The following is a 20,964-nucleotide window of genomic DNA, read 5'->3' on the forward strand; positions in this document are numbered from 1 at the left end:
GGCAGATGTACGTACGACGACGGACGCGCACGCTGCTCGCGGGGCTCGCCGTGACTGCGGTGCTGGCGGGCACGGCGGGAGCGGCCTCCGCGGCCGAGGACACGACCGGCGCGAAGCCGGCCGGTGACGGAGCTCGCACGCTGTGCAAGCGGGTGCCGAAGATCGACCGCCGTATCGAGCGCGCCCTGAAGCGGCTCGACGCCGGCGCCGGAACGCGTGGCTCGGTGGCGCGGCTGGAGAAGCGCGTCGACAACGCGAAGAAGGCCGGCCACACCGAGATCGCCACCTACCTCCAGAACCGGCTGGACTTCCGCAAGTCGCTGCGGACCAGCCTGGAGCAGCGTCAGAAGGACCTGACGGCCGTCAAGACCTGGTGCAAGGCCCACGGCAACGGGAAGGCGACCAGTTGATGCGGGCCCGGCGCCTGCTCCTCGCGACGGCGGCCGCCGCGCTGGTGGCGCTCACCGCGGGCTGCGCCCATCACGACGGCGCCTCCCCGAAGGCCCCGTCCGGCGCATCCCCCTCCGCTCAGCCCTCGCAGCTGGCGGATATGCAGAAGAAGGTGGACGCCGCCCAGTCCGCGGCCGCCGCGGCCGACCAGGACGCGACGAGCACCGCCGACCGCTGACCCGTGCGGGGAGCGCCACCCGGCGCTCCCCGCACTCCCGAGAGCCGGCCGAAGCGCTGCGGTCAGGGCGAGGTCACCCTTGACCATGCGGCCCCCGTCGCCGGCCAGGCGCAGGTAGTAGTCCGAGGAACAGGCCGGTCTTGGCGATCTGGTTGCCCTTGACGGGCGGAGACCGGCGCAGTCCGCGAGGTCCGGGACGGTCGCGTGGGCGGCAGACGTCGGCGAAGCCGCAACGCGAGTCGCCGGTACCGGTCCAGTCAGTCTTGATCTCCGACTGCACGCCCGGGTTGTTCGAGGGGCAGGGGTCTGGGCGCTGTTGGGGCCCCAGTGTCACCAGGCGCTGACCGACGCGCGTGTCCTGATTGCCGGCAATGCGTGGAGCGTGCGTCCGAGGTGCCGCTGTCGGCGGCGCGGCGCTCACGCCCCCGCTGCCCCGGTGCGCAAGCCGTCCATGACCAGGTCGAGGAGTCGGGTGGCGCGTGAGCGCCAGCCGTCGTCCGGGTCCAGTTGCCAGAGGCCCGCGATGGCGAGCATGAAGTCCTCCGCGGTGACTCCGGGCCGGATGGTGCCGGCGTCGTCGTTGGCGCGCAGCAGGAGTTCCGCCGCTGCCGTCACCGGTGTGTGGGGCGGCTTCGCCGGGCCGCCGGGTGCGCCAATGGCCTGCCGGATCGCACCGGCCAGGCCGGCCTTGGTCATGGCGAACTCGGCGAGCCGGTCCATCCAGGCACGCAGGGCCTCGTCGGGTGCCCGGTTCTGGAGCAACTGGGTCGCGCTGTCGGCAACCTGTTGCATCTCGTGGCGGTAGATCTCGAGGACGAGTGATTCGCGGTTGGGGAAGTTGCGGTAGAACGTCCCCTGCCCGACGCCGGCCTTCTTCGCGATCACGCTCAACGGGGTGTCCGCGCACCGCGACAGTTCGGCGAGTGCCACCTCAAGGATGCGCTCGCGGTTGCGCTGCGCGTCCGAGCGCCGGGGTGAGTCCTTCTGCTGCGGCACTCGTCCTCCTCGAGAGTTCGTGGCCGAACCTCGCTCTTGCTAACCGGACAGCTGTCCGTTACGTTTCACGGGTAGCGGACAGCTGTCCGGTTACGTCCACGATAGCTGTGGACACGACCCTACGGCAGTGCGCAGCTGCCACCTTTTTCGGTCCCGGCATCCCGCATATGCGCTTCACCCCGCGGCACAGGCCCGCATGACGCACTCCCCGCGCGGCCCAAGAACCCGGGCCGCCGGTTCCCGCCCGTCTGTCCTGGAAATGCGAAAGAAGCTACTGATGGCCTCATCGACGTCCAGTGTCATCACTTTGAAGATCAACGGCGAGAAGTACACACTGCCCGTCGACCACCGCACCACCCTGCTCGACGCCCTGCGCGAGCGCCTCGATCTCACCGGCACCAAGAAGGGCTGTGACCAGGGACAGTGCGGGGCATGTACGGTCCTGCTGGACGGGCGCCGGGCGGTTGCCTGTCTGCAACTGGCCGTGGCGGCCGAGGGCCGCGAGATCACCACCATCGAAGGCGTGGCCGACGGTGACCGGCTGCATCCCGTCCAGCAGGCCTTCCTCGACCTGGACGGCTACCAGTGCGGCTACTGCACTCCGGGACAGATCTGCTCCGCGATCGGAGTGATCGAGGAGCACGCGGCGGGCTGGCCGAGCGCCGTCACCGAGGACGTCCGCCCCGAAGCGGGGCCGCCCTCCCTGACCGCCGACGAGATCCGCGAGCGGATGAGCGGCAATCTGTGCCGCTGCAGCGCGTATGTCTCCATTGTCGAGGCGGTGGCCCGCGCGGCGGAAGTCTGCGTGGACGACGGGTCCGTCCACGCCGTCGCGGAGGCGAAGGAGGCCGTGGCATGAGGGAGTTCGACTATCAGCGGGCGTCCGACGTCGCCGGCGCCGTCGCCCTGCTCGGCGCCGATCCGGACACCCGTTTCCTCGGCGGTGGCACCAACCTCGTCGACCTCATGAAGACCGGCGTCGAGCGGCCCACCCGGCTCGTCGACATCCGTGAACTCCCGCTCGACGAGATCGAGTCGACGCCCGGGGGCGGCCTGCGCATCGGGGCCACCGTCACCAACGGCGACCTGGCCGCGCATCCCGAGGTCCGCCGCCGCTACCCGGCGCTCGCGCAGGCGGTGCTGGCCGGCGCGTCCGGACAGCTGCGCAACATGGCCACGGTCGGCGGGAATCTGCTGCAGCGTACCCGCTGCGGCTACTTCTCCGACGTCACCCGCCCCTGCAACAAGCGGGAACCCGGCAGCGGTTGCCCCGCCATCACGGGCGAACACCGCAACCACGCCATCCTGGGCGCCTCCGACCACTGTGTGGCCGTACACCCGTCGGACATGGCCGTCGCCCTCGCCGCCTTCGACGCCGTCGTGCACTTCGAAACGGCGGACGGGGCCGGGGAGTTGGCGCTGGCCGACTTCTATCTGCCCGTCGGGGACACCCCGCACCGTGAGACCGCCCTGCCGCCCGGTGCGCTGATCACGGGCATCACGCTGCCGCCCGCTCCGGTGGCCGCCCACTCCCGCTACCGCAAGGTCCGCGAGCGTGCCTCGTACGCGTTCGCCCTCGGCTCCCTCGCCGCCGCGCTCGACGTACGTGACGGCGTCGTCCGGGACGCGCGTCTCGCCCTCGGTGCCGTCGCCTCCCGGCCCTGGCGGGCCGCCGCGGCCGAACGGGTCCTGGTCGGCGCGCCGGCCGGCGCCGAGACCTACGCCGCCGCAGCGGACGCCGAGCTGGCGGCGGCACGACCGCTGCCGCACAACGGGTACAAGGTGGACCTCATCCGCAATCTCGTGGTGGCCGTCCTGACCGAACTCGCCGAGGAGGCCGCACGATGACCACCGTCACCACCGGAGTACCCGTACGGACGCCCTCCGTCGGCACCGCGCACACCCGCATCGAGGGCCGGGACAAGGTCACCGGAGCGGCCCGCTACGCCGGTGAGGTGCCCTTCGCCGACCTCGCGTACGGCTGGCTGGTGCTGTCCACGGTCGCCCGCGGCCGCATCCGCGCCCTCGACACCGAGCCCGTCCTCGGCATGCCGGGCGTCCTCGCAGTCCTGGACCACCGCAACTCCCCTCGGGTCGAGACCGACTACACCGGCCTGATGGGCATGCGCCCGGATCCGACCATCGCCGTCTTCCAGCACGACCGGGTGCCCCACCTGGGCTGGCCGGTCGCGCTGGTCGTCGCCGAGACGTCCGAGCAGGCCCGGGAGGCCGCCGAGGCGCTCGTGGTGCACTACGAGGAGGAGCCTCACGACGTCGAGTTCGGCGGCGAGCACTCGGACGCCTACCCGGTGGACGGCCATATGCCCGCGGTGACGGAGAAGGGTGACCTGGACGCCGCGCTGGCCTCCTCGGCCGTCGTCGTGGACGCCGAGTACACGACCCCCGAGGAGCATCACAACCCGATGGAGCCCCATGCGGCCACCGCCCGCTGGGACGGCGGCCGCCTGGAAGTGATCGACTCCAACCAGGGCGCCACCTGGGTCGTCGGCGAGCTGGCCAACCTCTTCTCGCTCGATCCGGCCGCCGTCCGCGTACGCTCCGAACACGTCGGCGGCGGCTTCGGCAGCAAGGGGGTACGTGCCCACCAGGTGGCCGCCGTGATGGCCGCGACCGTCCTGCAGCGGCCGGTACGAGTCGTTCTGACCCGGCGTCAGATGTTCTCGCTGGCCGGCTACCGCAGCCCCACCACCCAGCGCGTCCGGCTCGGCGCCGACGCCGACGGACGGTTGCGCGCACTGGAGCACCGCTCGCTCAGCCTGACCTCCACGGTCCACGAGTTCATCGAGCCGAGCGCCGGGGTGGCCCGGGTGATGTACGACGCCGGTGCCCATCACACCGCCAACCGTGTCGTACGGCTGGACGTGCCGACCCCGACGTTCATGCGTGCCCCGGGTGAGGCGCCGGGGTCGTTCGCGCTGGAGGCGGCGCTGGACGAACTCGCCGAGAAGTGCGGGATCGACCCGATCGAGCTGCGCCTGCGCAACGAACCCGACAAGGGGCCCGTCTCCGGCCTGCCGTTCGCCGGCCGCAATCTGGCCGCCTGCTTCCGGGAGGGCGCCCACAGGTTCGGCTGGGCGGACCGCGACCCGCGCCCCGGACTGCGCCAAGACGGCCGCTGGCTGCTCGGTACGGGTACGGCGGCGGCCTCCTTCCCGTCCGGCGCCGCACCGTCCACCGCGACCGCGACCGCGCACCCGGACGGCACCTTCACCGTCCGGATCTCCGCGGCCGACATCGGCACCGGGGCGCGTACCGCACTGACCCTGGTCGCCGCGGACGCACTGCAGGTGGCGCCGGAGCGGGTCCGCGTGCGTATCGGGGACAGTGACTTCGGGCCGGCGATGATCGCCGGAGGTTCCATGGGCACCCGCTCCTGGTCCTGGGCCATCAAGACCGCGGCCGGCGAGCTGCTGGAGCGGCTGGCCCTCGGTGCCGACATCCCGCCCGAGGGGATCACGGTACGGTCCGACACCGCCGCTGCCATCGGTGCCCTCGCGCCCGCCGAACGCCACTCCTTCGGCGCCCAGTTCGCCGAGGTCGCCGTGGACGTCACCACCGGCGAGGTGCGCGTGCGGCGCATGCTCGGCATCTTCGCGGCGGGCCGGATCGTCAACCCGCTCACCGCACGCGGGCAGTTCCTGGGCGGCATGATCTGGGGCATCTCCATGGCCCTGCACGAGGAGGCCGTCCGGGACCGCGCCTCGGGCGGCCATGTCGGCGCCGACCTCGCGGGCTACCACGTGGCGACGCACGCGGACGTACCCCGCATCGAGGCCGACTGGATCGAGGACACCGATCCCGACGACCCGGTCGGCATCAAGGGCATCGGCGAGATCGGCATCGTCGGCGCCGCGGCCGCTGTCGCCAACGCGGTCTGGCACGCGACCGGCGTACGCCACCGCAGCCTGCCCATCCGGCCGGACCGCGTCCTGTCGGCCGCAGCGGGAGCTCCGGATGCTTGACCTGGCCGACGAGTTGCGGCGCTGGACCGAGGAGGGCCGGGAGTTCGCCGTCGCGACCGTGGTGGCGGTCGGCGGCAGCGCACCGCGCGGTCCCGGCGCCGCCCTCGCCGTCGACAGCGTCGGCACCGTCATCGGCTCCGTCTCCGGCGGCTGCGTGGAAGGCGCGGTGTACGACCTGTGCCTGGAGGCAATGCGGACCGGAACGAGCGTGCTCGAACGGTTCGGCTACAGCGACGAGGACGCCTTCGCCGTGGGACTGACCTGTGGTGGGACGATCGAGGTCCTGATCACGCCCGTCGCCCGACCGGCGACGGTCCTGGCGTCGGCTCTCTCGGCCGCCGCCCGGAACGAGCCGGCGGCTCTCGCCCGGGTCGCCCGTGGCCCGGCCGAACTGCTCGGGCGCGCCCTGCTGGTCCGGTCCGACGGCACGTACGAGGGTGATCTCGGCGGCCACCCGGACCTGGACCGGACGGCCGTGGCCGAGGCCCGCGCCCTGCTGGAGGCGGGCCGCACCGGTGCCGTGGACCTCTCGGCGGACGGCTCCCACTGCCCCGGCGGTGTCACCCTGCTGGTCGAGTCGAACGTTCCGCCCCCGCGCATGATCGTCTTCGGCGCGGTCGACTTCGCGTCGGCGCTGGCCCGGGCCGGGAAGTTCCTCGGCTACCACGTGACCGTCTGCGACGCCCGCCCGGTGTTCGCCACGCGGCACCGCTTCCCCGACGCCGACGAGGTCGTTGTCGACTGGCCGCACCGTCATCTCAGGCGCACCGGGACCGACGCGCGTACGGTCCTGTGCGTGCTCACCCACGACGCGAAGTTCGACGTACCCCTGCTGAAGGCGGCGCTACGGATGCCGGCGGCGTTCATCGGCGCGATGGGTTCGCGCCGTACCCACGAGGACCGCGAGCGCCGTCTGCGGTCGGAAGGAGTGACCGAAGCGGAACTGGCCCGGCTGCGCTCGCCGATCGGCCTCGACCTGGGCGCCCGGACACCCGAGGAGACCGCCCTGTCGATCGCGGCGGAGATCGTCGCCGTCCGGCGGGGAGGGACGGGCGTCCCCCTGACCGGTTCGAACACGCCAATCCATCGCGACAGCGCATCACAGGGGAGGTCGGCGGCCGCCTGAGGGGGTAGAATATTCATCGGTCGATGAATTAATGCTCTGGCGAAGGGCGGCACTGCCATGGAACGGACCACGTGCTGTGTCGTGGGCGGCGGCCCCGCGGGCATGGTGCTCGCCCTGCTGCTGGCGCGCTCCGGCGTCGACGTGACGGTGCTGGAGAAGCACGGTGACTTCCTGCGCGACTTCCGCGGCGACACAGTGCACCCCTCCACGCTGGCACTGCTGGACGACCTCGGGCTGGCCGAGCGCTTCGCCCGGCTGCCGCAGCGCCGGGTACGTACCGTCCAGCTGCCGGTCGGGACAGGCCGGTCGAACGTCACGGTCGGAGACCTCTCGGTGCTGCCCGGTCCCTACAACTATGTGGCGATGGTGCCCCAGTGGGACCTGCTGGACCTGCTCGCGGACGAGGCAGGGCGCGAGCCGACCTTCCATCTGCGGATGAACACGGAGGCGACCGATTTCCTGATCGAGTCCGGGAGGGTGACCGGGGTGCGCTATCGCACCTGTGACGGCCGCACCGGCGAGCTGCGCGCCCTCCTCACCGTCGCCTGCGACGGCCGCGGCTCGCTGGCCCGCACCCGGCCGGAGCTGGGGCTGCACGGTTTCCCCTGCCCGATGGACGCCTGGTGGTTCCGGCTGCCACGCCGGGAAGACGACCCGCAGGGGCTCGTCGGCGCCGCCGGTGACCGCTTCCTGACCGCGATGATCGACCGCGGCGACTACTGGCAGTGCGCCGGGCTCATCCCCAAGGGCACGGACGCCGAGCGCCGCGCCGCCGGCCTCGACCGCTTCCTGGCCCAGTTCGCGGCTGCCGCCCCCTGGATGGCCGGCCGCGTGCACGCCGTGCGCTCGTGGGACGAGGTCAAACTGCTCGACGTACGCCTGGACCGCCTGCGCCGCTGGCACCGCCCCGGCCTGCTGTGCATCGGCGACGCCGCGCACGCGATGTCCCCGGTCTTCGGCATCGGCATCAACCTCGCGGTGCAGGACGCCGTGGCCGCCGCCCGCTGTCTCACCGGGCCACTGCGCCGGGGAACCGTGAGCCTGCGCGACGTACGCCGTGTGCAGCGCCGCCGCCTTCCCACCACGGTCGCCACCCAGGCGCTCCAGCGCACGGCCCACGCCCGCTTCATCGCCCCCGTCCTGCAGGGCAGGCCGCCCCTCGGGAGCGCCGCGAGGGCCCGACGCGTGGCCCACCTGCTCGCCGAGTCCCGCTGGGTCCGCCGGATCCCGGCGTACTTCATCGGATACGGCGCCCTGCGAGAGCGGCCACCTGTCACGGCCGTCCGGTAGCAGCCGTAGCGTCGCCGTCGCCGGGTCCGTGCCTGCTGGGTGGCGCGCCGCGTGGTGGTGCGTGGCGGTTCTGCCGCGGGCGGTTCGGGGCTGGAGTCGGGCGGGATGATGTGACCGTCTCGTGGTGGGGGATGGCCGGTGTGTTCCGCGGTCACGACACGATGGAGGCTGTGGCCGCGCGCAGGCCGTCCGGTAGCAGCCGTAGCGTCGCCGTCGCCGGGTCCGTGCCTGCTGGGTGGCGCGCCGCGTGGCGGTGCGTGGCGGTTCTGCCGCGGGCGGTTCGGGGCTGGAGTCGGGCGGGATGATGTGACCGTCTCGCGGTGGGGGATGGCCGGTGTGTTCCGCGGTCACGACACCAGCAAGGCCGTGGCCGCGCACATGGACGTCGGGCCGGGAGCCGTCTCCCGACTGGTCGGCTGCGTCGCGGTCAAGGGCCTCGTCGCCGCGAGCCCGACTCCGCCTCCCGGCGCACGGACCAGCTCGTCCTGACCGACCTGGGGCAGGCCCTCGTACCGACGCCGGCCGAGCCGGCCGGCCGCAACGACTTTCACTGCTTCGCCCTACGCCGGTCATACCGCCCCGCATCGTGCGCAACCTGCTGCCGACCGGTCCCGAACTGCACCAGGACCGCACGCTCGTCCTGTCCGCGGCGCGGGGCCTGCCCGACGACATGCCGGTGGAGTGAATCGGTCAGCGAGTGTCTCCTTGAAGGAGAAGTCGGTGAGCGGGCGCGTTTCCGAGGCGCTCTGTCCTGTCGGCGCAGGCTTGTTCGTCGTGAAGGTGGAGACAGGCATGACGACCAAGGAGGACACCATGAAGTACGTACTGCTGCTGACCCGCGGCGCCTGGCAGGAGGAGGGCTCCGAGCAGGAGCGCGCGGAGGTGTTCGGCGGGATCGTGGAATGGTTCACGAAGCACCGCGCCGACGGCACGATCGTCGAGGCCAACCAGCTGCGCGAACCTGGCAGCGCGACGACGGTCGTGGTCGAGGAGGGCCGCGCCAGCATGATCGACCGCCCGCTGCTGGAAGCCAAGGAGGCGATCGGCGGCTACGCGATCGTCGAGGTGCCCGACCTGGACGCGGCCCTCGACCTGGCGGCGAGCTTCCCGGTGCCCGACGGCAAGGTGGAGGTGCGTCCGATTGTCGAGCGCTGACCCGGTCGGCGCCCAGGCCACCCGGTCACTGATCGAGCGGGTCTTCCGCGAGGAGGCGGGCCGGCTGACCGCCAGCCTGGTCCGCCTCCTCGGCGACTTCGACCTGGCCGAGGAGATGGTCGGCGAGGCCGTCGTGGAGGCACTGCGGCACTGGCCGAGCACCGGCCCGCCCCGGCGGCCCGGAGCCTGGCTGCTCACCTGCGCCCGCAACAAGGCCCTCGACCGGATCCGCCGCGAGGCCCGCTTCCAGGACCGGCTCCCCCAGCTCGCGGCCCGCATCGAGGCCCTGCCCGACTCGGCCGAGCGCGAGCCCGACGATCGCCTGCGGCTCATCTTCACCTGCTGCCACCCTGCCCTGGACCCCGATGCCCAGGTCGCACTCACGCTGCGTGCCGTGGTGGGCCTGACCACCGCCGAGATCGCCCGGGCGTTCATGGTGCCCGAAGCCACCCTCGCCAAGCGCGTGACCCGGGCCAAGCGGAAGATCGCGACGGCCGGCATCCCGTACCGCGCGCCGGAACCCGAGGAGCGCGCGGAACGGCTGCCCCAGGTCATGCGCGTGGTGTACCTGGTCTTCAACGAGGGCTGCTTCACCACCGGGGGAGACCTGGGCGTGCGTCGAGAGCTGGTCGACGACGCGGAATGGCTCGCCGCGCTGCTGGCCGGCGCCCTGCCCCAGGAACCGGAGCCCCTCGGCCTGCTGGCGCTGATCCGCCTGCACGCGGCCCGCTGGCCCGCTCGCCTGGACGCCGGCGGACGGCTCGTACCGCTCGCCGACCAGGACCGCACGCGCTGGGACACACAGCGCATCCGCAGCGCCACCGCCCTCATCGAGCGGGCCGCCTCGCTCGGCCGGACCGGCCCGTACCAGATCGAGGCCGCCATCGCCGCCGTGCACTGCGAGGCACCCAGCTGGAAGGAGACCGACTGGCCCCAACTCCTCCGGCTCTACGACATGTTGGTGGCCGTCGACCCCTCACCGGTCGTACGCCTCAACCGCGCCGTCGTCATCAGCCACACCGACGGCCCGGCCGCCGCACTGGCCCAGGTCGAGGCCCTCACCGACCGGCTGGGCCGCTACCACCTCTTCCACGCCACCCGCGCCGCACTCCTGCGCGACCTCGGCCGCGAGGAGGAGGCCGCCGAGGCCGACCGCGAGGCCCTCCGCCTCACCGCCAACCCCGCCGAACGCTCCCTGCTCACCGCCCGCCTGCACGGCGACGACAGCACCGGCTGAGCGACCAGGGCGTTGTCGGCGGGCGCTCCTGTGAACTCCCGCCGGCCGAGTCGTGGCGCACAATCACGTGCCTTCCCGGTGCCGGAAGGTGTGTGTTCCCCAGGACCCCTTAACCGGTGCAGGGGCCCCTGGGGGCTGTAGGGGTGTCCTGCGTCATAGGTGCCTGCCTAGCCTCCGACTGCGGAGGAGAAGCGGACCGGAAACCGTCCGGAGACGATCCGCACGGCCGAGGCCCTCACTTCGATCTCGATCGGATGGCGCGCTGGTGACTAACGAAGAGCAACTGCTCGACTATCTCAGGCGGACGACCGCCGACCTGCGGGAGGCGCGGCGACGGCTGCGCGAGAACGAGCAACGCGCTCACGGCCCGGTCGCCGTCGTCGGCATCGGCTGCCGCTACCCCGGCGGCGTCACCACCCCCGAGGAACTGTGGGACCTGGTCGCCTCGGGAACCGACGCGGTGTCCGACTTCCCGGCCGACCGCGGCTGGGACGTGGACGCCCTGTACGACCCCGACCCGGACGCCACCGGCAAGACCTACGCCCGCACCGGCGGATTCCTGCACGACGCCGCCGACTTCGACTACGACTTCTTCGGCATCAGCCCCCGCGAAGCCCTCGCCATGGACCCGCAGCAGAGGCTGCTCCTGGAGATCTCCCACGAGGCCTTCGAGCGGGCCGGTATCGTCCCGGCCGCCCTGCGCGGCAGCCGCACCGGCGTGTTCGCCGGCGTGATGTACAACGACTACGCCACCCGCCTCACCTCCGTCCCCGACGACCTCGACGGCTACCTCGCCAACGGCAGCGCCGCCAGCATCGCCTCCGGCCGCGTCGCCTACACCTTCGGCCTCGAGGGCCCGGTGGTCACCGTCGACACCGCCTGTTCCTCCTCCCTGGTCGCCCTGCACTGGGCGGTCCGGGCACTGCGGTCGGGGGAGTGCTCGCTCGCCCTGGCCGGCGGTGTCACCGTGATGTCCACGCCGGAGACCTTCGTCGACTTCAGCCGGCAGCGCGGGCTCGCGGCGGACGGCCGCTGCAAGGCGTTCGCGGCTTCGGCCGACGGCACCGGCTGGGGCGAGGGCGCCGGCATGCTGCTGCTGGAACGGCTCGCCGACGCCCAGCGCAACGGCCATCCCGTGCTCGCCGTCATCCGCGGCAGCGCCGTCAACTCCGACGGCGCCAGCAGCCGGCTGACCGCGCCCAACGGCCCGTCCCAGCAGCGGGTCATCCGCCAGGCGCTGGCCGGTGCCGGGCTCACCGCCACCGACGTCGACGTGGTCGAGGCGCACGGCACCGGCACCGCTCTCGGCGACCCGATCGAGGCCCAGGCCCTGCTCGCCACCTACGGTCAGGACCGCGCGGAGCCGCTGCTGCTGGGCTCGGTCAAATCCAACCTCGGGCACACCCAGGCCGCCGCGGGCGTCGCCGGGGTCATCAAGATGGTGCTGGCCATGCGGAACGGCGAGGTTCCGCCGACGCTCCATGTCGATGCCCCCACCGACCAGGTGGACTGGAGCGCGGGCGCCGTCGAACTGGCCCTGGAGCGGCGCCCGTGGCCCGGTGCCGGCCGGCCCCGCCGCGCAGCCGTCTCCTCCTTCGGTATCAGCGGCACCAACGCGCACGTCGTCCTTGAACAGGCGCCCGACGAACCAGCTTCGGCCGTGGACGGGGACAACCAGGCCGCGCGGGAAGGGGGTTGCGTTCCGTGGATCGTCAGCGGGCGCAGCCGTCAGGCCCTCGCCGGGCAGATCGGGCGGCTGCGTGAGCACCTCGAAGCGCATCCCGGCAGCCGCCCCGCCGACCTCGGTCTGTCGCTGGCCTCCACTCGTGGCCAGTTCGAGCACCGGGCCGTCGCAGCCGGACGGGACACCGCCGACCTGCTCGCCCAGCTCGCCGCCGCGCCCCCGCTCACCCCGGTCGGCGGCAAGACCGCCTTCCTGTTCACCGGTCAAGGAGCACAGCGGGTCGGCATGGGCCGGGCCCTGCACCGGGCCTTCCCCGTGTACGCGGAGGCCTTCGACGCGGTGTGCGCGCTCGCCGACCCGAGCCTGGAACGGCCGCTCGCCGAGGTGATCGACACCGACGGCGACCTGCTGACCCGTACCGACTACGCGCAGATGGCCCTCTTCGCCACCGAAGTGGCCCTGTACCGCCTCCTGGAGTCCTGGGGCCTGACCCCCGACCACCTGGCCGGTCACTCCGTCGGCGAACTGGCCGCCGCCCACGTCGCCGGGCTGCTGTCCCTGCCGGACGCCGTCCGGCTCGTCCTCGCGCGCGGCACTCTGATGGCGGCCCTGCCCGCAGGCGGCGCCATGGCCGCGCTGCGCGCCACCGAGGACGAGGTCACCCCCCACCTGGACGGCCGGGTCGGCCTCGCCGCCGTCAACGGCCCCCGATCCGTGGTGATTTCGGGCGCCGAGGACGCCGTGGACGCCCTCGCCGCACGCTTCGAGAAGAGCAAGCGGCTGAAGGTCTCGCACGCCTTCCACTCGCCGCTGATGCAGCCGATGCTGGCCGACTTCGCCGAGGCCGCCGCCCAGTGCGCCTTCGAGGAGCCGCGCATCCCGATCGTCTCCACGCTCACGGGCACCCTCGCCGACCCGGCCGAACTGTCCACCCCCGAGTACTGGGTGCGCCACGCCCGCGAGGCCGTCCGCTTCGCCGACGCGGTCACCGCCCTGCACGAACTGGGCGTACGGACGTTCCTCGAAGTCGGCCCGGATGCGGCTCTCACCGCCGTGGCCGCGGACTGCCTGCCCGAGGACAGTGTGACCGTCGCCGGGCTGCGCCGCGACGGTGACGAGGAACGCGACCTGGTCATGGCCGTGGCCCGGCTGCACGGGGCCGGCACCGCCGTGGACTGGACGGCCTTCTTCGCACCGCACGGCGCCCGGCGCACCGCTCTGCCCACCTACGCCTTCCAGCGCGAACGCCTCTGGCTGGAGGCCACCGGCGGCGGCAGCGGTGACGCCGACGGCCACGGGCAGAGCGCCACCGGCCATCCGCTGCTCACCGCCGCGACCGACCTGCCCGACACCGGGGGAGCGGTGCTCACCGGCCGGCTCTCCGTCGCCTCCCATCCGTGGCTTGCCGACCACGCCGTACACGGAACCGTGCTGCTGCCCGGCACCGCCTTCGTCGAGATGGCCCTGCAGGCCGCGGAGCGCACCGGCTGTGACACCGTCGACGAACTCACCCTGCACGCCCCGCTGATCCTGTCCGAGCAGGGCGCACTGGCCGTCCAGGTCGCCGTCGGCGGGGAACGGGACGGGCGCCGGGAGCTGACCGTCTGGTCCCGGCGCGCCGACACCACCGACAGCCCGGACACCCCGTGGACCCGCAACGCCGCCGGTGTCCTCACCTCCGCGCCCGTCGACGAGGCGCGCCCGGCCGACCTGACCGCCTGGCCGCCCGAGGACGCCGAACCCGTCGATCTGGACGGCTTCTACCCCGGGCTGGCCCGCACCGGCTACGGCTACGGCGAGGTCTTCCAGGGGCTGCGCGCCATGTGGCGTCGAGGGGACGAGCTGTTCGCCGAGGCGGCCCTGCCCGAGAGTGCCCGGGCCACTGCCGCCGCGTTCGGTGTGCACCCGGCCCTCCTGGACGCCGTCCTGCACGTCAACCTGCTCGAACTCCCCGGCGGCCAGGCCGTGCTGCCGTTCGCCTGGGGCGGCGTCACCCTGCACGCGGCGGGCACCGACACCCTGCGCCTGCACCTCGCCCCGTCCGGCTCCGACGCCGTCACCCTCGCCCTCGCCGATGCCACCGGAGCGCCCGTCGCGACCGTGCGCAGCCTGGTGGCCCGCCCCGTCTCCGCCGAGCAACTCGCCGGGGACGGCGACGACCCGCTGTACCGGGTCGACCTCGTCCCGGCACCCGGACCGGCCACGGCCGGCCTGCCCGCCCTGGCCGTGTGCGGCCTCGGCAACGCGGACCGCACCGCCGCCGGACTCGATGACACCGGTCTCGACGCGCCCCGGTACCCCGACCTGGCCGCCCTCACCTCCACCGGCCCGGTCCCCGAGCTGGTGGTCCTGGCCGTAGCGACCGCGCCCGACGCCGTGACGGATCTGCCCGCCCTGGTACGGGACCGGGTGAACGCCACCCTGGACACCCTGCGCGCCTGGCCGGCCGACGAGCGCTGCGCCGACCGTCGGCTGGCCGTGCTCCTGCGCACCGGCGACCTCACCCACGCCCCGCTGTACGGACTCGTCCGCGCGGCCCAGGCGGAGAACCCCGGCCGGTTCCTGCTGGTCGACAGCGACGGCAGCGCGGTCCCGGGGCCCGCCCTCGCCACGGCCCTCGCCGCCGACGAACCCGAGGTCGCGGTGCGGGACGGCGAAGTACGGGTGCCGCGGCTGGCGCGCGCCAAGCCCGGCGGCCCGCTCGCCTGGGACCCGGACGGCACCGTCCTGATCACCGGCGGCACCGGCGGCCTCGGTGCGCTGATCTCCCGTCACCTGGTCACCGAGCACGGCGTACGGCGCCTGCTGCTGGCGGGGCGGCGCGGCGCGGACGCCCCGGGGGCGACCGAACTGCGTGATGAATTGGCTGATTTGGGCGCCGAGGTGACCCTCGCCCGGTGCGACGCCGCCGACCGCGCCGAGCTGGCCGCGCTGCTCGACGAGCATGAGCACGAGGTACGGGCCGTGGTGCACGCCGCCGGCGTCGTCGACAACGGCGTGCTGGCCACCCTGGACACGGACAAGGTCGACCGGGTGCTGCGGCCCAAGGTGGACGCCGCCTGGAACCTGCACGAACTGACCCGCGACAAGCACCTGTCGGCCTTCGTGCTGCTGTCCTCCACCGCCGGTCTGCTGGTCGGCGGTGGGCAGGCCAACTACGCCGCCGCCAACACCTTCCTCGACGGTCTCGCCGCGCACCGTCGTGCGCTCGGCCTGCCCGCGGTCTCGCTCGCGTACGGCCTGTGGTCCGGCTCCGGCGGCATGAGCGCCGGAATCGACGCCGCCGACCTGGAGCGGCTTCGCCGCCTCGGCCTGCCGCCGCTGACCCCGGCCCAGGGTCTGCGCACCTTCGACGCCGGACCCGGCGCCGAGGACGCCGTACTGGTACCCGTACGGCTGGACGCCGCCGCGCTGCGCACCCGGCCGGACGGCGTACCCGCGCTGCTGCGCGGCCTGGTGCGGCCCGCGCGGCGGCGCGGCACCGAGCCCGCCACGGGCGCACCCGCCGACTCCTGGCGCGACCGGCTGGCGCCGTTGGACGACGCCGAACGGGACCGCGCCCTGCTGGAGTTGGTCCGCACCCACGTCGCCGGCGTACTCGGACACCCTTCGCCCGAGTCGGTCGTCCCGGGGCGAGCCTTCCAGGAGATGGGCTTCGACTCGCTCGCCGCCGTCGAACTGCGCAACCTCCTCGCGGGCGCCACCGGCCTGACCCTGCCCGCGACGCTCGTCTTCGACCAGCCCACCCCCCTCACCCTCGCCGCCCATCTCAAGAGCGCGCTCGTGCCCGGACCGGCCGACCTCACCCGGTCGGCGCTGACCGAGCTGGACCGCCTCGAAACCGCCCTGCACGGCCTGCCCGACCAGGACGGCAGCCACGCCCGCGTCACCGCGCGCCTCGAAGCGCTGCTGCGCAGCTGGCAGGACACCCACGGACGTCACCCCGCGCCCGAGGCGCCGGCGGACCTCCGGGAAGCCAGCGACGAAGAACTCTTCGCCAAGCTCGACAACGAACTGGGAGCCCAGTGATGGAAGACTCGGCCACGGCCGGCAAGCTCCGCGACTACCTCAAGCGGGCCACGACCGAGCTGGAGCGCAGCCGCCGCCGCGTACGGGAGCTGGAGGAGCAGGACCGCGAGCCCGTCGCCATCATCGGCATGGGCTGCCGCTACCCCGGCGGCGTGCGCACCCCGGAAGACCTGTGGCGCATCGTCGACGAGGGCATCGACGTCGTCACCGAGTTCCCCACCGACCGCGGCTGGGACGTCGAGGCGATCTACGACCCCGAGCCCGGCGCCCCCGGCAAGTCCTACGTCCGCCAGGGCGGCTTCCTGCACGACGCCGCCGAGTGCGACCCCGCGTTCTTCGGCATCAGCCCCAAGGACGCGCCCGGTACCGACCCGCAGCAGCGCCTGCTGCTGGAGGTCACCTGGGAGGCCTTCGAGCGCGCCGGCATCGACCCCGACACGGTGAAGGGCACCCCGACCGGCGTCTTCGTCGGCCTGATGCACCACGACTACGTCGGCGGCACCATCTCCGGCAGCATCGTCTCCGGCCGTATCGCCTACACCCTGGGCCTGGAGGGCCCCGCGGTCACCATGGACACCGCCTGCTCCTCCTCCCTGGTGGCGCTGCACTCGGCGATCCAGTCGCTGCGCAAGGGGGAGTGCTCGCTGGCGCTCGCGGGCGGCGCCGCCGTCATGGCCAGCCCCGAGATGTTCATCGAGTTCAGCGAGCGTCGCGCGCTGTCCCCCGACGGGCGCTGCCACTCCTTCTCCGACGACGCCGCCGGCGCCGCCTGGGCCGAGGGCGCCGGCATGCTGCTCGTGGAGCGCCTGTCCGACGCCCTGCGCAACGGCCACGAGGTGCTCGCCGTCGTCCGCGGCAGCGCCGTCAACCAGGACGGCGCCTCCAACGGCCTGACCGCGCCGAGCGGTCCGGCCCAGATCCGCGTCATCCAGCAGGCCCTCGCCGACGCCCGGCTCGCCCCGCACCACATCGACGCGGTCGAGGCGCACGGCACGGGCACCACCCTCGGCGACCCCATCGAGGCCCAGGCCGTCATCGCCGCCTACGGGCAGGACCGGCCGGAGAACCGGCCGATCTGGCTCGGCTCCATCAAGTCCAACATGGGCCACCCGCAGGCCGCGGCCGGCGTCGGCGCCGTCATCAAGATGGTCATGGCCATGCGCCACGGCACCCTGCCGCGCACCCTGCACGTCGAGAAGCCCAGCACCGCCGTCGACTGGAGTGCGGGCGACATCCGCCTGCTCACCGAGCCCCAGTCCTGGGACACCCCCGACGGCCGCCCGCGCCGCGCCGGCGTCTCCTCCTTCGGCATCTCCGGCACCAACGCCCACACCATCCTGGAGGAGGCACCCCCCGTCGAGGCCGAGCAGTCGGCCCCGGAGCAAGCCGCGCTGCCCGTCGTCCCGTGGGTGCTGTCCGGCAAGGGCTCCGACGCCGTCCAGCGGCAGGCGGAGCGGCTCCTCCTGGCCGCCGGAGACCTCGACCCGTACGACGTCGGGTTCTCACTGGCCACCACGCGCACCCTGTTCACCCACCGGGCCGCCGTCACCGGCCGCGACCGGGAAGAGCTGCTGGCCTCGCTGCACGCCGTCGCCGACGGCAGCCAGGCGCCCGTCGTGGCCCCTGAACCCGGCCGGCTCGGCATCCTGTTCTCCGGCCAGGGTTCCCAGCGGCCCGGCATGGGCCGCACCCTGCACGCCGCGTTCCCGGTGTTCGCCGCCGCCTTCGACGAGATCTGCGCCGCCTTCGGCACCCGCCTGGACCGGCCGCTGCGCGAGGTGATGTTCGAGGAGCCCGCCGACCCGGCCGCGTCCCCGCTGAACCAGACCCTCTACACACAGTCGGCCCTGTTCGCCTTCGAGACCGCCCTGTACCGGCTGCTGGAGCACTGGGGCATCCGCCCCGACCTGCTGGCCGGGCACTCCATCGGCGAGGTCGTCGCCGCGCACGTCGCCGGTGTCCTGGAACTGAAGGACGCGGTCACGCTGGTCGCCGCCCGCGGCCGGCTGATGCAGGAACTGCCGGCAGGCGGCGCGATGGTGTCCCTGCTCGCCTCCGAGGCCGAGGTCACGCCGTTGCTCACCGACGGCGTCGACATCGCGGCTGTCAACGGCCCGCGTGCGGTGGTCATTTCGGGCGACGAGGACGCCGTACTCGCCGTTGCCGCGAAGGTGGAGAAGACCACCCGGCTGAAGGTGTCCCACGCCTTCCACTCCCACCGCATGGACCCCATGCTCGACGCGTTCCGCGAGGTGCTGGCCGGTCTCACCTTCCACGAGCCCGCCCTGCCGGTCGTCTCCAACGTCACCGGGCGCACGGCCGACGAACTCACCTCGCCCGAGTACTGGGTACGGCACGTCCGCGAGGCCGTCCGCTTCCACGACGGGGTCACCGCGCTGGCCGCCGAGGGCGCCACCCGCTTCCTGGAGGTCGGCCCCGACTCGGTGCTCACCAACATGGCGCAGGACGTGGTGCCCGACGTCATCGGCGCTCAGCGCCGCGACCGGGACGAGGACGCCGCCCTCGTCGACGCCGTGTGCCGCCTGCACCTGACCGGCACCGGCCCCGACTGGTCGGTGGTGTTCGCCGGCGGCCGGAAGGTCGACCTGCCCACCTATCCGTTCCGCCGCGACCGGCACTGGGAGGACGCGCCCATCCTGCAGGCCGAGCGTTCCGCGGCGGCCCGCGCGGGCGGTGACGCGGCCGACCCGTTCTGGGAGCTGGTCCGGGACCAGGACGTGACCGCCGTCGCCGCCACCCTCGGCGTCGCCGACCAGACGTCCGTCGCCGCCGTCGTACCGGCCCTGGCCGCGTGGCACGAGCAGCGGCAGGCCAACGCCACCGCCGACGGCTGGCGTTACCGGGTCGCCTGGGAGCCGCTGGCCCCCGCCGCCACCCCGGCCCTGGGCGGCCACTGGCTGGCCGTCGTCCCTGCCTCCGACGACCCCTGGACGACCGCCGTCCTGACCGGCCTCAGCGACCGGGGCGTCACCGTCGACACCCTCACGGTGCCCGACGCGGCCGACCGCGCCGGGCTGGCCGGGCAGCTGTCCGGCCGGGGCGGTGCCGACGGTGTGTTGTCCCTGCTGGCGCCGGCCGCCGGGCTGACCTCGACTGCCGCCCTCGTACAGGCACTTGGGGACGCCGAGATCACCGCGCCGCTGTGGTGCGTCACCCGCGATGCCGTCGCCCACGGCTCTGCCGCCGAGGTCACCGGCTTCGCGCAGGCCAAGGTGTGGGGCCTCGGCCGGGTCGCCGCTCTCGAACACCCCGACCGCTGGGGCGGGTTGATCGACCTGCCCGCCGAGATCGGCCCGCAGTCCGTCGCCCGGCTGGCCGCGCTGCTCGGCGACGCGGGCGGCGAGGACCAGGTCGTCATCCGGGAGTCCGGCGCCTACGGCCGCCGTCTGGAGCACGCCCCGGCCCGCGCCGGCGCCCCCTGGCAGCCGTCCGGCACGGTCCTGGTCACCGGGGCCACGGGCGCGGTCGGCACGTCCGTCGCCCGGTGGCTGGCCGCCGAGGGCGCCGACCACCTGCTGCTGACCTCCCGCCGTGGCCCGGACGCGCCCGGCGCCGCCGACCTCGTCCGCGAACTCACCGACGCGGGCGCGAAGGTGACCCTGGCCGCCTGCGACGTGGCCGACCGCGATGCGCTCGCCGAGCTGCTGGACTCCGTACCGGACGAGCACCCCCTCACCGCCGTGATACACCTGGCCGGCGTCCTCGACGACGGAGTCCTGGACGCGCTCACCCCCGAGCGGTTCGCCGGCGTCCTCGCCGCCAAGGCCGACTCCGCCCGCCATCTGCACGAACTCACCGCGGACCGAGACCTGTCGGCTTTCGTCCTCTTCTCCTCCCTGACCGCCACGGTCGGTGGCGCCGGACAGGCCAACTACGCCGCCGCCAACGCCTACCTCGACGCCCTCGCCGAGCACCGGCGCGCGGCCGGACTGCCCGGCACCTCGGTGGCCTGGGGACCGTGGGGCGGCGACGGAATGGCCGCCCACGGCACGGTTCGCTCGGCCGCCCGAGCGATGGGCATGTCCCTCCTCGACCCCGACCGCGCCCTCACCGCACTCGGCCGCGCCCTGAACGGCTCGGACACCACCGTCACCGTCGCCGACGTCGACTGGTCCGTGTTCGCACCCGCGTTCACGTCGAGCCGGCCCAGCGCCCTGCTGTCCGCGCTGCCCGAAGCGAGGCGCGGCACGGGCGGGGGCACCGAGGCGGGCGCGGTCGACGGCTTCGCCGAGAAGCTCGTCCGCCTCACGGGCGGCGAACGCGAGCGCGCCCTGCAGGAGTTGGTGTGCGGGCAGGCCGCAGCGGTCCTCGGCTACCACAGCGCCGACGCGGTCGAGCCGACCACCGCCTTCCGCGACCTCGGCTTCGACTCGCTGACCTCCGTCGATCTGCGCAACCGGATCAGCGGCGCCGCCGGGGTGCCGCTGCCGGCCACGCTCATCTTCGACTACGCCACCCCCGCCGCCCTCGCCAAGTACCTGGGCACCGAACTCGCGGGCGCCGACACCTCCGTGGACTCGGTCGTCGCCGAACTCGACCGGGTCGCGGCCCGGCTGGGCGACCTCACCGCCGAGGACATCGAGCAGGGCCGGATCACCACCCGTCTGCAGTCGTTGCTGGGCGACCTGAACAAGATCCTCGGCCAGGACGCCGACACCGTCGCCGGACGGCTGGAGGACGCCTCGGCCGACGACGTCTTCGCCTTCATCGACAACGAACTCGGCTCGGCGTGACCCGAGCCTTCCACGCCCCACGGGTCCATCCGTGAGGCGGCCCTCCCACGACACCCCGGCCCCACCGCAGTCCACCTCTTCG

General features: G+C 73.6%; 13 protein-coding genes. 12 read left to right on the plus strand and 1 reads right to left on the minus strand.

Going from position 1 to position 20,964, the window contains the following annotated elements; all coding sequences use genetic code 11:
- Positions 1 to 5: 5 nt before the first annotated feature.
- Positions 6 to 410: a hypothetical protein gene (locus AV521_RS04020; RefSeq protein WP_076083260.1), complete on the plus strand. Its 405-nt coding sequence runs from the start codon at positions 6 to 8 to the stop codon at positions 408 to 410.
- Positions 410 to 628, plus strand: coding sequence for a hypothetical protein (locus AV521_RS48560; RefSeq protein WP_143658569.1), 219 nt, complete (start codon positions 410 to 412; stop codon positions 626 to 628). Before AV521_RS04020 ends, AV521_RS48560 begins: the two co-directional genes overlap by 1 nt.
- A 417-nt stretch (positions 629 to 1,045) precedes the next feature.
- On the opposite strand, the gene AV521_RS04030 is transcribed toward AV521_RS48560, so the two are convergent.
- Positions 1,046 to 1,624, minus strand: coding sequence for a TetR/AcrR family transcriptional regulator (locus tag AV521_RS04030; RefSeq protein ID WP_076083266.1), 579 nt, complete (start codon positions 1,622 to 1,624; stop codon positions 1,046 to 1,048).
- Positions 1,625 to 1,901: 277 nt separating this feature from the next.
- On the opposite strand from AV521_RS04030, the gene AV521_RS04035 reads away from it, so the two are divergent.
- The 10 genes from AV521_RS04035 to AV521_RS04075 all read left to right on the plus strand — a co-directional run bounded on the left by AV521_RS04035 (position 1,902) and on the right by AV521_RS04075 (position 20,882).
- Positions 1,902 to 2,483, plus strand: coding sequence for a (2Fe-2S)-binding protein (locus tag AV521_RS04035; RefSeq protein WP_076083269.1), 582 nt, complete (start codon positions 1,902 to 1,904; stop codon positions 2,481 to 2,483).
- The gene (locus tag AV521_RS04040; protein ID WP_076083272.1) at positions 2,480 to 3,472 is read left to right on the plus strand and encodes a xanthine dehydrogenase family protein subunit M; all 993 of its coding nucleotides are present in this window, start codon (positions 2,480 to 2,482) and stop codon (positions 3,470 to 3,472) included. The genes AV521_RS04035 and AV521_RS04040 overlap by 4 nt, the downstream gene beginning before the upstream one ends.
- Positions 3,469 to 5,607: a xanthine dehydrogenase family protein molybdopterin-binding subunit gene (locus AV521_RS04045; protein WP_076083275.1), complete on the plus strand. Its 2,139-nt coding sequence runs from the start codon at positions 3,469 to 3,471 to the stop codon at positions 5,605 to 5,607. Before AV521_RS04040 ends, AV521_RS04045 begins: the two co-directional genes overlap by 4 nt.
- Entirely contained in the window at positions 5,600 to 6,733 is a 1,134-nt protein-coding gene (locus AV521_RS04050; RefSeq protein ID WP_076083278.1) for an XdhC/CoxI family protein, read from the plus strand. Before AV521_RS04045 ends, AV521_RS04050 begins: the two co-directional genes overlap by 8 nt.
- Positions 6,734 to 6,790: 57 nt before the next feature.
- Positions 6,791 to 8,023: an FAD-dependent oxidoreductase gene (locus AV521_RS04055; protein ID WP_076083281.1), complete on the plus strand. Its 1,233-nt coding sequence runs from the start codon at positions 6,791 to 6,793 to the stop codon at positions 8,021 to 8,023.
- A gap of 306 nt (positions 8,024 to 8,329) precedes the next feature.
- Positions 8,330 to 8,512 (plus strand): hypothetical protein, encoded by a 183-nt coding sequence (locus AV521_RS49070; protein ID WP_179022808.1) that lies wholly within the window; start codon positions 8,330 to 8,332, stop codon positions 8,510 to 8,512.
- A gap of 303 nt (positions 8,513 to 8,815) precedes the next feature.
- A complete protein-coding gene (locus AV521_RS04060; protein WP_079249102.1) occupies positions 8,816 to 9,178 on the plus strand; it encodes a YciI family protein in 363 nt (120 codons plus the stop codon).
- Complete coding sequence (locus AV521_RS04065) at positions 9,165 to 10,415, plus strand: RNA polymerase sigma factor (protein WP_076083284.1); 1,251 nt, start codon at positions 9,165 to 9,167, stop codon at positions 10,413 to 10,415. The genes AV521_RS04060 and AV521_RS04065 overlap by 14 nt, the downstream gene beginning before the upstream one ends.
- A gap of 265 nt (positions 10,416 to 10,680) precedes the next feature.
- On the plus strand, positions 10,681 to 16,128 hold the full coding sequence (locus AV521_RS04070) for a type I polyketide synthase (RefSeq protein WP_076083287.1): 5,448 nt from the start codon (positions 10,681 to 10,683) through the stop codon (positions 16,126 to 16,128).
- Positions 16,128 to 20,882, plus strand: coding sequence for a type I polyketide synthase (locus AV521_RS04075; RefSeq protein WP_076083290.1), 4,755 nt, complete (start codon positions 16,128 to 16,130; stop codon positions 20,880 to 20,882). Before AV521_RS04070 ends, AV521_RS04075 begins: the two co-directional genes overlap by 1 nt.
- Positions 20,883 to 20,964: the final 82 nt, after the last annotated feature.

The organism is Streptomyces sp. IMTB 2501 (assembly GCF_001953885.1).
GTDB lineage: Bacteria > Actinomycetota > Actinomycetes > Streptomycetales > Streptomycetaceae > Streptomyces.

What these genes read in the sequence shown, in the direction of transcription:
- AV521_RS04020 (WP_076083260.1), top strand. Translation starts at nt 6, where the DNA reads ATGTACGTACGACGACGGACGCGCACGCTGCTCGCGGGGCTCGCCGTG.
- AV521_RS48560 (WP_143658569.1), top strand. Translation starts at nt 410, where the DNA reads ATGCGGGCCCGGCGCCTGCTCCTCGCGACGGCGGCCGCCGCGCTGGTG.
- AV521_RS04035 (WP_076083269.1), top strand. Translation starts at nt 1,902, where the DNA reads ATGGCCTCATCGACGTCCAGTGTCATCACTTTGAAGATCAACGGCGAG.
- AV521_RS04040 (WP_076083272.1), top strand. Translation starts at nt 2,480, where the DNA reads ATGAGGGAGTTCGACTATCAGCGGGCGTCCGACGTCGCCGGCGCCGTC.
- AV521_RS04045 (WP_076083275.1), top strand. Translation starts at nt 3,469, where the DNA reads ATGACCACCGTCACCACCGGAGTACCCGTACGGACGCCCTCCGTCGGC.
- AV521_RS04050 (WP_076083278.1), top strand. Translation starts at nt 5,600, where the DNA reads ATGCTTGACCTGGCCGACGAGTTGCGGCGCTGGACCGAGGAGGGCCGG.
- AV521_RS04055 (WP_076083281.1), top strand. Translation starts at nt 6,791, where the DNA reads ATGGAACGGACCACGTGCTGTGTCGTGGGCGGCGGCCCCGCGGGCATG.
- AV521_RS04060 (WP_079249102.1), top strand. Translation starts at nt 8,816, where the DNA reads ATGACGACCAAGGAGGACACCATGAAGTACGTACTGCTGCTGACCCGC.
- AV521_RS04075 (WP_076083290.1), top strand. Translation starts at nt 16,128, where the DNA reads ATGGAAGACTCGGCCACGGCCGGCAAGCTCCGCGACTACCTCAAGCGG.